Below are 14,378 nucleotides of genomic sequence, written 5' to 3'. Positions count from 1 at the left end.
ATCATGCAGGGAATTCTCTATGAAGAACCGTCATTCTGGCTGTTTTTTCTCATCACCTGCCTTCTGGGTGGCTGGGCTGCCTGGATGACAGGCCGTGCCTGCGCACAGACATGGCGGACCTATCCGCAGCTTTTGCTCTATCTGATCCCTTTGGGCGCAGCCGTGCGGTTTATCCACTATGCGCTGTTTGAGGGCACGCTGCTTTCGCTGCACTACTATCTGGTTGATGTGATCGTGCTGATGGTCATCGGTACGATCGGCTATCGCTATACGCGCACCAAACAAATGGTGCGCCAGTATAACTGGCTCTATGAAAAAGCTTCACCACTTAGCTGGAAGGCAAAATAATTCGAAGCTTCGCCGTGAGAGCATGTCCCCCAGAAGTGGGAACCGGTTTTGGGGGACTGCTTAAAAACAATAATTCAGAGCATTTCCTCTGATAAAATAGAAAACTCAAAATGCTCTGGCGGCGGAGCTTCTTTAAAAAGATCACGCTGAAAAACAGGTTCAGCGTAGATATTGCTGGCAAATCAGCAAGATAATAAAGCGATGCAAAAACATCGTTCGGGGTAACTATAATCGGGAGTTCAAGTAATGAAGAAATCGCTTTTCTCAGGCGTTGCTCTTGCAGCGGTGATGGCTTTCAGTGGCTCGGCTTGGGCAGATGTACTTTTGGGCATCGGCGCACCGCTGACTGGTCCAAACGCTGTGTATGGCGCGCAGATCCAGAAGGGTGCGGAAGCAGCCATCAAGGAAATCAATGATGCTGGTGGCATCAACGGCGAAAAGATCTCGATTACGCTCGGTGACGACGTGTCGGATCCAAAGCAGGGTATTTCGGTTGCAAACAAGTTTGCCGCTGATGGCGTGAAATACGTGATCGGCCACTTCAACTCCGGTGTTTCGATCCCGGCGTCTGAAGTCTATGCCGAAAACGGTATTCTCGAAATTTCGCCAGCAGCGACCAACCCGGTCTATACCGAGCGCGACCTGTGGAACACGTTCCGTACCTGCGGCCGTGACGATCAGCAGGGCATCGTTGCCGGTCAGTATATCTTCGACAACTTCAAGGACGCGAAGATTGCTGTGATCCACGATAAGACCCCTTATGGTCAGGGTCTTGCCGATGAAACCAAGAAGAAGCTCAACGAGCTCGGCGCCAAGGAAGCCCTTTATGAAGGCGTGAACGTCGGTGAGAAGGACTTCTCTGCACTCATCGCCAAGATGAAGCAGGCAGGCGTCACCGTCGTTTATTGGGGTGGTCTGCATCCGGAAGCCGGTCTCATCATCCGTCAGATGGCTGATCAGGGTCTGAAAGCTCAGTTCATTTCGGGTGACGGTATCGTTTCCAACGAGCTGGCTTCGATTGCAGGTCCAGCTGTTGAAGGCACGTTGAACACATTTGGCCCAGATCCACGCAACAACCCAGCCAATGCTGATCTCGTCAAGAAGTTCCGCGACGCAGGCTTTGAACCAGAAGCCTACACGCTCTACTCCTATGCGGCTGTTCAGTCTCTGGCAGGTGCTGCAAAGGCAGCTGGCAGCAACGACCCACAGGAAATTGCTAAGGCGTTGAAGGAAAAAGGTCCGTTCCCAACTGTGCTTGGTGATCTTTCCTATGATGCCAAGGGCGACCCGAAACTCCCAGGTTACGTAATGTATAAGTGGGAAAAGGGTGCAGACGGGAAATATAATTACATTCAGCAGTAAGTCTCTGTCTGTATTATTACGTCTCTAAGAAAAGTGCCCGGCTATATGCCGGGCATTTTTATTTTACGAAAACTTTAAATTCATGACATCATGCGGAAAAAGCATCAAATTTAGATATTAATGAGGATGGACAATACTGATTAAAGCCATTTTACCTAATGCAACGACATTGTTTGGCGTAAAGCACGGTTGGCAATTCGTTCCCTGGAGGAGGGGCGAGGGTGTCGGGAAGCGTTGGGTGCGTGGATTGTCAATTCATAGCATCAGGCCTGTCTCTCGCACGGGGTAAGAAAAACTCTCTTCCAGTGGAATTGGCGGCTCCGGAATTCAGTCCGGAGATCGTGGTTCAATGGGAGTAATTGAAATGAAAAAATCCTTATTCTGTGGTGTGTGCCTTTCCGCTTTGGTTGCGATGGGCGGAGCGTCGTTTGCTGATGTGCTGCTGGGCGTTGGCGCACCATTGACCGGTGGTCAGGCGGCTTATGGCGACCAGATCAAGCGCGGCGTTGAAGCGGCTGTGGCAGAAGCCAATGCCAAGGGCGGCATGAACGGCGAGCAGATCACGATCGTTTATGGCGATGATGCTGCCGATCCACGTCAGGGGATTTCGGTTGCCAATAAGTTCGTCGGTGACGGCGTGCAATTCGTGATCGGCCATTTCAATTCGGGCGTCAGCATTCCAACCTCCGATATTTACGCTGAAAACGGCGTGCTGATGATTGCGCCGGGCACGACCAACCCAACCTTCACTGAACGCGAATTGTGGAACACCTTCCGTACCTGCCGTCGTGACGATCAGCAGGGCATCGTTGCGGGCAAATACATTGCCGATACCTACAAGGACGGCAAAGTCGCGATCCTGCACGACAAGACCCCTTACGGTCAGGGTCTTGCAGATGAAACCAAGAAGTCGCTCAATGCCAATGGCAAGGAAGAGACGCTGTATGAAGGCGTTAATCAGGGCGATAAGGATTTCTCAGCACTGATTTCCAAGATGAAAGCTGCAGGCATTACTGCCGTCTATTGGGGCGGGATGCATCCGGAAGCCGGCCTTATCATTCGTCAGATGGCCGATCAGGGTCTGAAGGCACAGTTCATCTCCGGTGACGGTATTGTTTCCAACGAGTTGGCTTCGATTGCTGGCGATGCGGTTGCGGGTGTTCTGAATACGTTCGGCCCGGACCCGCGCGATGATGCAGCCAATGCTGATCTGATCAAGGCGTTCCGCGACAAGGGTTTTGAGCCGGAAGCCTATACCTTCTACGCTTATGCAGGTGTGCAGTCGCTGGTTGATGCAGCCAATGCTGCCGGAAACAACGATCCGCAGTCGGTTGCTGAAGCCATGAAGGCCAAGGGTCCGTTCAAGACGGTGCTCGGTGACGTCTCTTATGATGCAAAGGGTGATCCAAGCCTTTCACCTTATGTCATGTTCGAATGGCGCAAGGGCGACGATGGAAAATATAACTACTTCCAGAAGAAATAAGACTGAAAGAGGCAGACTCACTTATCAAAGTGAGTTCTGAACAATGTTCAATTGGCTGAATGTACTATTTAGCCAGTAATACTGTGCAGAATGCCTCATATATTAGCAAAATTTGCTTCAAATTTTGGCAGAATGCCCGACTTTTGGTCGGGCATTTTGTTTTTGTATCGCAGTTGCACAGTTTGTTTGCGCTTGCTTAGATTGCAGGCTAATCAAAGCCATACCGATCATTGCAGTGTGGGAGTTCTGCCTTGTCCATCCGTAAAATTCTGGTTGCCAACCGTTCCGAAATCGCTATCCGCGTGTTCCGTGCAGCCAATGAGCTTGGCATAAAAACGGTGGCCATATGGGCAGAGGAAGATAAACTCTCACTGCATCGCTTTAAAGCAGACGAAAGCTATCAGGTCGGTCGTGGACCGCATCTCGCGCGTGATCTCGGACCGATTGAAAGCTATCTTTCGATTGATGAAGTCATTCGCGTGGCCAAGCTTTCGGGTGCTGATGCTATTCATCCGGGCTATGGCCTTTTGTCGGAAAGCCCTGAATTTGCCGATGCTTGTGCTGAAAACGGCATCATTTTCATCGGCCCTAAGCCAGAAACCATGCGCCGTCTCGGTAACAAGGTTGCCGCGCGTAATCTCGCAATTGAGATTGGCGTTCCGGTTGTGCCTGCAACCGATCCGCTGCCGGACGATATCGCCGAAGTAAAGAAGCTCGCAGCCAAGATCGGCTATCCGTTGATGCTGAAAGCCTCATGGGGCGGCGGCGGTCGCGGTATGCGTGCCATTCGCGCTGAGGAAGACCTTGACCGAGAAGTGACGGAAGCCAAGCGCGAAGCTAAAGCTGCGTTCGGCAAGGATGAAGTCTATCTCGAAAAGCTTGTCGAGCGTGCGCGTCACGTTGAAGTGCAGATTTTGGGTGATACGCATGGCAACGCGGTTCATCTTTATGAGCGCGATTGCTCGATCCAGCGCCGTAACCAGAAAGTGGTTGAACGTGCGCCAGCGCCTTATCTCAATGATGCACAGCGTCAGGAACTGGCAGGCTACGGCCTGAAGATCGCTCATGCCACCGATTATATCGGTGCAGGTACGGTCGAATTCCTGATGGATGCTGATACCGGCGCGTTTTACTTCATCGAAGTTAATCCGCGTATTCAGGTGGAGCACACCGTCACGGAAGAAGTGACGGGCATCGATATCGTCAAGGCGCAGATTCATATTCTGGAAGGCTATGCCATTGGTACGCCTGAATCCGGTGTTCCGGAACAAAAAGATATTCGCCTGAACGGTCATGCGCTGCAGTGCCGTATCACCACCGAAGACCCTGAGCAGAATTTCGTTCCGGATTATGGACGCATTCAGGCCTATCGCTCAGCATCGGGCTTTGGCATTCGTCTTGATGGCGGCACGGCCTATTCGGGCGCGGTCATCACGCGCTATTATGATCCACTGTTGGTGAAGGTTACGGCGTCGGGTTCGACGCCGATTGAAGCCATCCGTCGTATGGACCGCGCTTTGCGCGAATTCCGTATTCGCGGTGTCGCGACAAACCTGACCTTCGTTGAAGCGATCATCAATCATCCGCGTTTTCAGTCGAATGACTATACGACGCGCTTCATTGATACGACGCCTGAGCTTTTCACGCATATGAAGCGTCAGGACCGCGCGACCAAGCTTCTGACCTATGTGGCTGATGTTACCGTCAATGGTCATCCAGAAACCAAGGGCCGTGCTGAGCCATCGCAGGATGCGGCCAAGCCGATTGTGCCGTGGTTTGGTGATCGTCCGGTGGTGGACGGCACCAAGCAGTTGCTCGACAAGCTTGGACCGCAGAAGTTTGCCGAATGGATGCGCAATGAAAAGCGCGTTCTGTTGACCGATACGACCATGCGTGACGGTCATCAGTCATTGCTGGCAACCCGTGTGCGTACCTATGATATTGCGCGCGTGGCCAATGCCTATGCGCAGGCACTGCCGAACCTGTTTTCGCTTGAGTGCTGGGGCGGTGCGACCTTTGACGTATCGATGCGCTTCTTGACGGAAGACCCATGGGAACGTCTGGCAATGGTGCGCGAAGGCGCCCCGAACATTCTGCTCCAAATGCTGCTGCGTGGCGCGAATGGCGTTGGCTACAAGTCCTACCCGGACAATGTGGTGAAGTATTTCGTGCGTGAAGCAGCGCGCGGCGGCATGGACCTGTTCCGCGTGTTCGACAGCCTCAACTGGGTTGAGAACATGCGCGTGTCGATGGATGCCGTGCTGGAAGAGAACAAGCTTTGTGAAGCGGCCATTTGCTATACGGGTGATATTCTCAATCCGGATCGCGCCAAATACGATCTTAAATATTATGTCGATCTGGCCAAGCAGGTTGAAAAAGCTGGCGCGCATATCATCGCGTTGAAGGATATGGCGGGTCTGTTGAAGCCTGCGGCAGCGCGCGTACTGTTTAAAGCACTGCGTGAGGAAACCGATCTGCCGATCCACTTCCACACCCATGATACGTCGGGCATTTCGGCGGCGACTGTGCTTGCTGCGGTCGATGCTGGTGTCGATGCGGTTGATGCGGCAATGGATGCCTTCTCAGGCAATACATCGCAGCCATGCCTTGGTTCTATTGTTGAGGCGCTGCATGGTTCGGAACGCGATCCAGGTCTTGATACGGAAACGATCCGCCGCATTTCCTTCTATTGGGAGGCGGTGCGCAATCAGTATGCGGCCTTTGAAAGCGACCTCAAGGGACCGGCTTCGGAAGTGTACTTGCATGAAATGCCGGGCGGTCAGTTTACGAACCTCAAAGAACAGGCGCGTTCGCTGGGTCTTGAAACCCGCTGGCATGAAGTGGCGCAGGCCTATGCCGATGTAAACCGCATGTTTGGCGATATCGTCAAGGTTACGCCGTCCTCCAAGGTGGTGGGCGATATGGCGCTGATGATGGTCTCTCAGGACCTGACCGTTGCCGATGTCGAAAACCCGGATAAGGACATTGCCTTCCCGGATTCAGTTGTGTCGATGATGCGCGGCGATCTCGGTCAACCGCCATCGGGCTGGCCTGCATCGTTGCAGAAGAAGATATTGAAAGACGAAAAGCCTTTCACGGTTCGTCCGGGTTCGCTGCTTCCGGCAGCTGATCTTGATGCCGAACGCAAGTCGATTGAGGAAACACTTGGTCGCGAGATCACCGATCAGGAATTTGCTTCTTACCTGATGTATCCAAAGGTCTTCACCGATTATGCGGCGGCACAGGAAAACTATGGTCCGACCAGTGTCCTGCCAACGCCGGTTTATTTCTATGGCTTGAAGCCGGAAGAAGAAGTCTTCGTCGATCTCGAACGCGGCAAGACGCTTGTGATCGTCAATCAGGCAATGTCTGAGACCGATGAGAAGGGCATGGTCACTGTGTTCTTCGAACTCAATGGTCAGCCGCGCCGCGTGAAGGTGCCAAACCGTGCCAAGGGTGCATCGGGCGGTGTGAAGCGCAAGGCGGAACTCGGCAATGATCGCCACGTTGGCGCGCCAATGCCGGGTGTTGTGTCCACGGTTGCTGTCGCACAAGGCCAGAACGTGAAGGCAGGTGATGTGCTGCTTTCCATTGAAGCCATGAAAATGGAAACGGCTCTGCGTGCAGAACGCGATGGCTCGATTGCCGAAGTGCTTGTGCGCCCCGGCGAACAGATCGACGCAAAGGATTTGCTTGTCGTTTACGCCGACTGATCCAGCTTTCACATCATAGAATGATTGACGCCGTCCCCTGTAAAGGGTGCGGCGTTTTCTTTTGCTTGCATGGTTATAAAAATCTGCTATGCACGTTTTTACCGATTCATGCATGTTTGTGCATGTTAGCAGGAACGAGCGATGACAGAGCTATTACTGGACGAAAGACAGGCGCGCATTCAGCAACTGCTTGAGCAGTCCGGGCGCGTATTGGCGAGCGAGCTTGCGGAGTCATTCGGGGTTTCGGAAGACACGATCCGCCGTGACCTCCGCGAGATGGCGGCGGCGGGGCTTTGCAAGCGCGTCTATGGCGGTGCTTTGAAGGCCGCGCCCTCTTACGCGCCGCTCGCAGAGCGCGATACGGAAAGACCGGAAGCCAAGACGACCCTTGCCGCCGCGCTGGCTGCTCTGATTGAACCGAACATGACGGTGTTTCTGGATTCATCCTCAACTAATCTGGCGCTTGCGCGTCTTTTGGCTGATCGGGGTGATGTGATCACCGTTGTCACCAACACGCCCTCCATTGCTGCTATTGTTCTGCAGTCAGACAAGATCGACGTCGTGATGATCGGCGGCCCTATTGATCGTCGCGTGAGTGCGGCGGTTGGTGCGCGCGCTTTGCGCGATGCGGAACTGGTGCGGCCTGATCTTTGTATGCTCGGTGTCTGCGGCTTTTCAGCAGAAACGGGCATCACAGCGCTTCATCTGGAAGATGCGGAATTCAAGCGGGTTATTGCCGGGCGCAGCCGCAAGGTGGTTCTGGCAATCACCAGTGACAAGCTCGGCACAGTTGCTGCGCACGATGTCATACCCATTGAGGCGGTCAATGTTATGGCTGTCGAACAGGATGCGAATGAAGATGTGCTTGCGCCCTATCGGGCATCGGGCATGACGATTATACACGCCGTAGAAGGGCGTGACTGAGGACATGATGGAACAGACGGCCGGACGAAACGATGCGCTGAATGACCGTGCGCCAATTGTAACCAGAGAGCGTATCGCTGTGGCGCTGCTCTTTCTGATGAATGGTTATATCTTTGGCGGCTGGGCGCCGAAAATTCCCGAATTTGCAGGGCGTCTCGGGCTTGATACCAGTGGCATGGGATTAATGATCCTCGTCTTCGGTGTCGGCTCTCTGTCGATGATGCCGGTGGCTGGTGCATTGTCCGCACATCGCGGTTCGGGCGCCGTCGTCAAGCTGTTTGCAATCGGACTTATCCCCGCTTTGCTGATTATTGCGCTTGTGCCGAATATCGTCACAGCTGTGATTGTCATGTTCTATTTTGGCGGCATGATCGGTGCGATGGATGTCGCAATGAACGCCAATGCGGTCGCTGTTGAGAAGAACATGCGCCGGGCCATAATGTCGTCCTGTCATGCCTTCTGGAGCCTTGGCGGACTGATTGGGGCAGCAACTGGTGGCTTTCTCATCGCGCATGTCGGCTCGACTATTCATGCACTGATTGCGACCGTTGTGGCAGCAGGATTGCTGATTTTTGCATGGCCTTCGATTGTCGCGGACAGGTTTCACCATCCAAGCGGCGAGAAGCAGAAGCTGGTGCTGCCGCGCAATGCGCTGCCATGGCTGGTCGGCATTATCGCATTGTTCTCGATGATCCCGGAGGGTGCGATACTTGATTGGGGTGCATATTATCTGCGCGATGAAATGGGTGCGTCAGTTACGGTCGCTGGTTTTGGCTTCGCAGCTTTCTCCATGACCATGGCGATCATGCGCTTTGCAGGCGATATTGTCCGCGACCGTTTCGGCGCGATCAACACGCTACGCTTCTGCACATCGATTGCCATTATCGGCATGGTGATTGTCGGCCTGTCGAGCCACCCTTACGCGGTGATCTTTGGCTTTGCCATTTGCGGTATCGGCATTTCCAACATGGTGCCGATAGCCTTCTCGATTGGCGGCAATCTGCCGGGCATCAATCCAAGTGTTGGCCTGTCGATTGCCACCACCATGGGCTATTCCGGTATGCTGGTTGCGCCTTCGCTTATCGGCTTTGTCGCCAAGCATAGCGGTTTCAGCGTCGTATTCCTGTCATTGCCTGTGCTGTTGCTTGTGGTGCTCGCTTTCTCAGGACTGGCAAAATATGCGGACAGTTCGCATTAAAGCATTTGAGCCAAAAGTGCGTAGCGGTTTTGCGTAGGATAATGCGTGGAAAAAATACATCGAGCGATTATCGCTCGATGTTTACTCAGCGGTCCAGCCGCCCTCGACCGGCAGGGCGGCACCGTTGATCTGCGCTGCGGCATCTGTTGCAAGAAAGGCCGCAAGCGCACCGATCTGAGCAGTGGTCACGAATTCCTTCGTCGGCTGTTTATCGAGCATGACTTCGCGGATTACTGTTTCGCGATCCATGTTATGAGCTTTCATCTGATCCGGTATCTGCGCTTCGACAAGCGGGGTCAGCACATAGCCGGGGCAGATGGAATTGGCCGTGATCCTGGCAAGGGCAAGTTCAAGTGCCAGCGTTTTTGTGAAGCCGACAATGCCATGCTTTGCTGCCACATAGGCCGACTTGAATGGCGAGGCGACAAGTCCATGCGCTGATGCGATGTTGATGATCCGGCCCCACCCGGCTTTCTTCATATGTGGTATTGCAGCCGCTGACGTGTGGAATGCTGAGGTCAGGTTGATCGCGATGATCCGGTCCCATTGCTCGGACGGAAACTCTTCGACCGGTGCCACATGCTGGATACCGGCATTGTTGACGAGGATATCGGCACTGCCAAAGGCTTCCACGCTCTTTTCAATCAGCGCGCGGCAGTCATCAGCTTTGGACATATCGGCGCTGACATAGATCACGCTTACGCCATGTTCTGCGGCGATTGTTTTTGCCAAATCGTGGTCTTCGCTACGGTCCGTGAAGGAGTTGATCACAACATTGTGCCCAGAACCCGCAAGCGCGTGGGCAATGCCAAGTCCGATGCCTGAATTGGAACCGGTGATAATTGCGGTTTTGCGGGCATTCGCATTTGGCATTTTTTATCTCCTCCTCTGGAATCATCCCATAATGAGGAGGCGACAAGGCGTCGGCAAGTGATTATATAACAACAAAGCGAGGCGGTCAGGCGTTGACAATTGCGCCTTGCTACGCCACCTGAAAGCAGGCCCGTACCAAGAGCAGTTCCCGATGCGTGAAATATGGTTTCCATCGGCAATTGCGGCAGGACAAAAGAACAGAGCACAATGTCTTCCGAGACCGTCAGCTATTTTTCGCATCCATTTCCCCGTCGCCAATCCGTTGGCGTGAGCGTTGGCGGAGTTATCGTTGGCGGCAGCGAACCTGTTGTTGTCCAGTCGATGACCAATACCGATACGGCTGATATCGATGGCACTGTAGTGCAGGTTGCAGCTTTGCATCGCGCGGGTTCCGAGATTGTGCGCATCACGGTGGATCGTGATGAATCCGCTGCTGCCGTTCCAAAAATTCGTGAGCGTCTTGAACGCCTGGGCATGAATGTGCCGCTGGTCGGAGACTTCCATTATATCGGCCACAAGCTGCTCGCCGATCATCCGGCCTGTGCGGAAGCGCTCGCAAAATATCGCATCAATCCGGGCAATGTCGGCTTCAAGGACAAGAAAGACAAGCAGTTCGCCGATATCGTTGAAATGGCGATCCGTTATGACAAGCCTGTCCGTATCGGCGTTAACTGGGGATCGCTCGATCAGGAGTTGCTGACCACGCTTATGGATCGCAATCAGGCTGAGGGTGCGCCTTTGAGCGCGCAGGAAGTTATGCGTGAAGCCATTGTTCAGTCGGCGCTGATTTCGGCAAATCTTGCAGAAGAAATCGGCCTTAGCCGCGACAAGATCATCCTGTCGGCCAAGGTCAGTCAGGTGCAGGATCTGATTGCCGTTTACACAATGCTTGCACAGCGCTCCGATCACGCGCTGCATCTGGGCCTCACCGAAGCCGGCATGGGCACCAAGGGTGTTGTCGCTTCGTCGGCTGCCATGGGTATTCTGCTTCAGCAGGGCATTGGGGATACGATCCGTATCTCGCTGACGCCAGAGCCGGGCGGCGACCGCACGCGTGAAGTGCAGGTGGCACAGGAACTGCTGCAGACCATGGGTTTCCGTCAGTTCATTCCGATTGTTGCCGCGTGTCCGGGTTGCGGACGCACGACCTCAACCGTGTTTCAGGAACTGGCGCAGAATATTCAGGACGATATTCGTCGCAGTATGCCTGTCTGGCGCGAGAAATATCCGGGTGTGGAATCGCTTTCGGTCGCAGTCATGGGCTGCATCGTCAACGGTCCGGGCGAATCGAAACATGCTGATATTGGCATCTCGCTTCCCGGCACGGGCGAAACGCCGTCCGCACCGGTCTTTGTCGATGGCAAGAAGGTTACGACGCTGCGCGGACCTGAGATTGCCGCCGATTTCCAGAAGATGGTTGCCGAATATATCGAAAACCGTTTCGGGCTTGATCGAAAGATCGCTGCTGGCCAGAACTGATTTCAGTTTGATACTGGGCGCGTAGCGACCTCCGGCATTGATTTGCGGGTCGCAGCCCAGAATATGAGTGTGAAGAGGCTGATGCCACCACCCAGCAGGCAGACACCGTTCCAGCCCGCATAAGCATAGATCCATGTTGAAAGAGCCGAGCCGCTTGCGCTGCCGATGGAATAGAAAACCATATAGGCAGCGGTGAGTCTGTTCTGTGCGTCGGGTCGCACGCGATAGATCATTGCCTGATTGGTGACGTGCACAGCCTGAAGTCCGAAATCGATGACCAGCACACCTGCAATCAGCCAGAGCAGTGAATAATCGAGCAGGGCAATTGGTATCCACGATAACAGCATCAGCGTGAGCGCGATGCCGGTCATGCGCTGAGCCTGCCCCCGGTCCGCAGCCACGCCCGCACGAGAAGCGGCAAGCGCACCTGCGGCTCCGGCCAGGCCGAACAGTCCGATTTGCGCATGGCTCAATTCAAAAGGCGGTGCGCTGAGGGGCATGACGAGCGGCGCAAGCAGCGTGGTGATATCAGCAAAGATCAGCATGGCAATGATTGCGCGGATACGGAGCACGGGTTCGGAGCGGAACAGCGTTACAAGTGACAGAATAAGCGCGGGGTAGGAGACGCTGGTCGTCTGACGATTCTGTCGTGGCAGGCTGCGCCATAGAAGAAGCGAAATCAACAATGTGAGTGCTGCGGAACTGAAGTAAACGCTGCGCCATCCGCCAATATCGGTGAGCGCGCCAGCTATGGCGCGTGCCAGCAATATTCCAAGTACGATGCCACTTGTGACAATCCCAACCACATGACCGCGCCGCATCGGATCGGCAAGACTTGCCGCATAGGCAACAAGTGCTTGTGTGACGACTGCCAGAAGACCCATCACAGCCATTGCCAGCAACAACATGGTAGCACTTCCTGCAAAACCAATGGTTAGAAGCGATAAGACCGACAGCAGGAAATGCGCGAGAATCAGTTTTCGCCGGTCGAAAAGATCTCCAAGGGGCACCAGAAAAATGAGGCCGATTGCATAGCCGACCTGGCTTGACGCAATGATAAGGCCAGCTCTTGAACGTTTAAGCCCCATATCATCTGACATCACATCAAGAAGCGGATGCGCGAAATAGACATTGGCCACAGCGAGGCCGCTGGCAATGGCAAACAGCAGCAGTGTCGCTCGGGAAAGCGAAGGGCGCACAAGGTCGTTCGCGGCAGACGGTGCTGCCGCGCTGAGATAGGACTGCATGATTGGCTCCTGCAAAATGGTTTTAAAATGAAACCATTTTGCTTTTAGCGTGATTGGTTTTATATTGCAACCAAGTTGAAATGTATGGAGTAAACATGGTTCGCAAGAAGAGCCTGAAAGGTGACTATTGCCCAAGCGCGCGTGCGCTGGATGTGATCGGCGACTGGTGGTCGCTATTGATCGTGCGTGAAGCTTTTGATGGGGTAACGCGGTTCAGCGCCTTCCAGAAGAATCTGGGCATCGCGCGTAACATTCTGGCTGAACGGCTGCGCAAGCTGACGGGCGAGGGCATTATGGAGATGGTGTCCGATCCCAAAGGCGGCGCACATCAGGAGTATCGACTGACCGCCAAGGGTCGTGATCTGTTGCCGGTTGTCGTTGCCCTGCGACAATGGGGCGAGAACTATCTGTTTGCACCTGATGAGCCGCATTCAAAACTGGTTGATACCATCAATGGTGAAGGCGTGGCGAAGCTTGAGGTGCGCGCACTTGATGGCCGTCAGCTCTCGGTCGATGACGTTGCCATCATCAAAGTGCGTGAAGACGATCTCTAAGAGTTGGTTTTGACGTGCATCTGGTCCGAAAACCGTTTCACATTTTTCGGGATGCGCTTTAGCTCTGTCGCTCTGCAATGAAGCGAGCGGCCTGTTTGAGAATCACTGCATCGTCGCCAAATGGTTCCAGCAGGCTTTCCGCCTGAGCCACAAGACCGGAGAGCTGCTTGCGCGTCCAGTCGATGCCATGCAACGCAACGAGCGTGGCCTTGCCTGCCGCCGCATCCTTGCCTGTTGCCTTGCCCATGATCGCCGCATCGGCAGTTACATCAAGAAGATCGTCGGCAAGTTGGAAGGCGAGACCGATGGCCGAACCGAATTCCGCCATGCGTTCGCGGTCTTCGCGCGATGCGCCTGCAATGATCGCACCGGCTTCACAGGCAAAACGAATCAGCGCACCAGTTTTCATGGCTTGCAGCGTGATAATGCCTGCTTCATCGGGTTTGTTATCTTCCGCCATCAGATCAAGCGCCTGACCACCGGCCATGCCGCCAATGCCGGAAGCCCGCGCCAAAGCCGAGACCAGCTCGATGCGAATGCTGGCAGGAAGATCGGTTTCGTCTGAGGCCACGATGTCAAAAGCATAGGTCAACAGGCTGTCGCCCGCGAGAATCGCTGCGGCCTCATCAAAAGCCTTGTGTACGGTCGGTTGACCACGCCGCATATCATCATTGTCCATCGCTGGCAGATCGTCATGGACGAGCGAATAACAATGGATGCACTCAAGCGCGGATGCCACGCGCAGAACCGCATCGCCATGCTGGCCAAAAAGGGCTGCACTTTCTATGACCAGGAAGGGACGCAGTCTTTTGCCGCCATTCAGCACGCCATGACGCATGGCAGCGAGCAGTCGCTCGGGGCGAGCCACTTCGCCGGTGCGCAAACGAAGATCCAGAAGCCCAACCAGCATTGTCTCGACTTCGAGCGCGCGTAGGTTCAGGGATTGAGCAAAATCGACAGACACGTTTTCCATGTCTAAAGGGGATGGACGAAAGCGCTGATTTGGTCAACTGGCCACATCGATCAGCACAGGCTTTTTCATCAAGCGGTCATCAAACAGCGGATTTTGAGCCATAAAGCGCTCAATTTGGTCGCTGAATTCCTGCGGCTGATTATGGAATCAGGTTCATTATTGTTAAGGAATAGTTTATGTCGCTTGAATGGGGCTAAAGCAGTTCAAGCTAACACTCGAGCTGC

General features: G+C 54.2%; 11 protein-coding genes. 8 read left to right on the top strand and 3 right to left on the bottom strand.

Features of this window, described 5'->3' with window-relative positions:
• The first annotated feature begins 3 nt into the window (after positions 1-3).
• The 6 genes from CEV34_RS04805 to CEV34_RS04780 all read left to right on the top strand — a co-directional run bounded on the left by CEV34_RS04805 (position 4) and on the right by CEV34_RS04780 (position 9,028).
• A complete protein-coding gene (locus CEV34_RS04805) occupies positions 4-348 on the top strand; it encodes a DUF6867 family protein (protein WP_007876800.1) in 345 nt (114 codons plus the stop codon).
• A gap of 246 nt (positions 349-594) precedes the next feature.
• Positions 595-1,710, top strand: a complete 1,116-nt coding sequence (locus CEV34_RS04800; RefSeq protein ID WP_007876799.1) for a branched-chain amino acid ABC transporter substrate-binding protein — start codon at positions 595-597, stop codon at positions 1,708-1,710.
• Between the two features lie 364 nt (positions 1,711-2,074).
• Positions 2,075-3,193 (top strand): branched-chain amino acid ABC transporter substrate-binding protein, encoded by a 1,119-nt coding sequence (locus CEV34_RS04795; RefSeq protein WP_007876780.1) that lies wholly within the window; start codon positions 2,075-2,077, stop codon positions 3,191-3,193.
• 251 nt (positions 3,194-3,444) lie between these two features.
• Positions 3,445-6,906 (top strand): pyruvate carboxylase, encoded by a 3,462-nt coding sequence (gene pyc / locus CEV34_RS04790; RefSeq protein WP_007876779.1) that lies wholly within the window; start codon positions 3,445-3,447, stop codon positions 6,904-6,906.
• A gap of 141 nt (positions 6,907-7,047) precedes the next feature.
• Positions 7,048-7,830 carry a DeoR/GlpR family DNA-binding transcription regulator gene (locus CEV34_RS04785; RefSeq protein ID WP_007876777.1) on the top strand — a complete coding sequence of 261 codons (783 nt, stop codon included), beginning with the start codon at positions 7,048-7,050 and terminating at the stop codon, positions 7,828-7,830.
• Positions 7,831-7,837: 7 nt separating this feature from the next.
• The gene (locus tag CEV34_RS04780; RefSeq protein WP_007876774.1) at positions 7,838-9,028 is read left to right on the top strand and encodes an MFS transporter; all 1,191 of its coding nucleotides are present in this window, start codon (positions 7,838-7,840) and stop codon (positions 9,026-9,028) included.
• An 81-nt stretch (positions 9,029-9,109) separates the two neighbouring features.
• On the opposite strand, the gene CEV34_RS04775 is transcribed toward CEV34_RS04780, so the two are convergent.
• Positions 9,110-9,901 (bottom strand): 3-hydroxybutyrate dehydrogenase, encoded by a 792-nt coding sequence (locus CEV34_RS04775; protein WP_094543324.1) that lies wholly within the window; start codon positions 9,899-9,901, stop codon positions 9,110-9,112.
• A gap of 207 nt (positions 9,902-10,108) precedes the next feature.
• On the opposite strand from CEV34_RS04775, the gene ispG reads away from it, so the two are divergent.
• Positions 10,109-11,380: a flavodoxin-dependent (E)-4-hydroxy-3-methylbut-2-enyl-diphosphate synthase gene (ispG, locus tag CEV34_RS04770; RefSeq protein WP_007876769.1), complete on the top strand. Its 1,272-nt coding sequence runs from the start codon at positions 10,109-10,111 to the stop codon at positions 11,378-11,380.
• 2 nt (positions 11,381-11,382) lie between these two features.
• On the opposite strand, the gene CEV34_RS04765 is transcribed toward ispG, so the two are convergent.
• On the bottom strand, positions 11,383-12,627 hold the full coding sequence (locus CEV34_RS04765) for an MFS transporter (protein WP_094543322.1): 1,245 nt from the start codon (positions 12,625-12,627) through the stop codon (positions 11,383-11,385).
• A gap of 95 nt (positions 12,628-12,722) precedes the next feature.
• Between CEV34_RS04765 and CEV34_RS04760 the strand changes: the two genes are divergently transcribed.
• On the top strand, positions 12,723-13,181 hold the full coding sequence (locus CEV34_RS04760; protein WP_007876765.1) for a winged helix-turn-helix transcriptional regulator: 459 nt from the start codon (positions 12,723-12,725) through the stop codon (positions 13,179-13,181).
• Between the two features lie 58 nt (positions 13,182-13,239).
• Here CEV34_RS04760 and CEV34_RS04755 read toward each other — a convergent pair whose 3' ends face one another.
• Positions 13,240-14,154, bottom strand: a complete 915-nt coding sequence (locus CEV34_RS04755; RefSeq protein WP_007876763.1) for a polyprenyl synthetase family protein — start codon at positions 14,152-14,154, stop codon at positions 13,240-13,242.
• Between the last annotated feature and the right edge of the window lie 224 nt (positions 14,155-14,378).

Origin of the sequence: Brucella pseudogrignonensis (assembly GCF_002252525.1) — a bacterium.
In the GTDB taxonomy this organism is placed as follows: Bacteria; Pseudomonadota; Alphaproteobacteria; order Rhizobiales; family Rhizobiaceae; genus Brucella; species Brucella pseudogrignonensis.
Note: the sequence above shows the minus strand (reverse complement) of the source record. Positions and strands in the feature narration are given on the sequence as shown.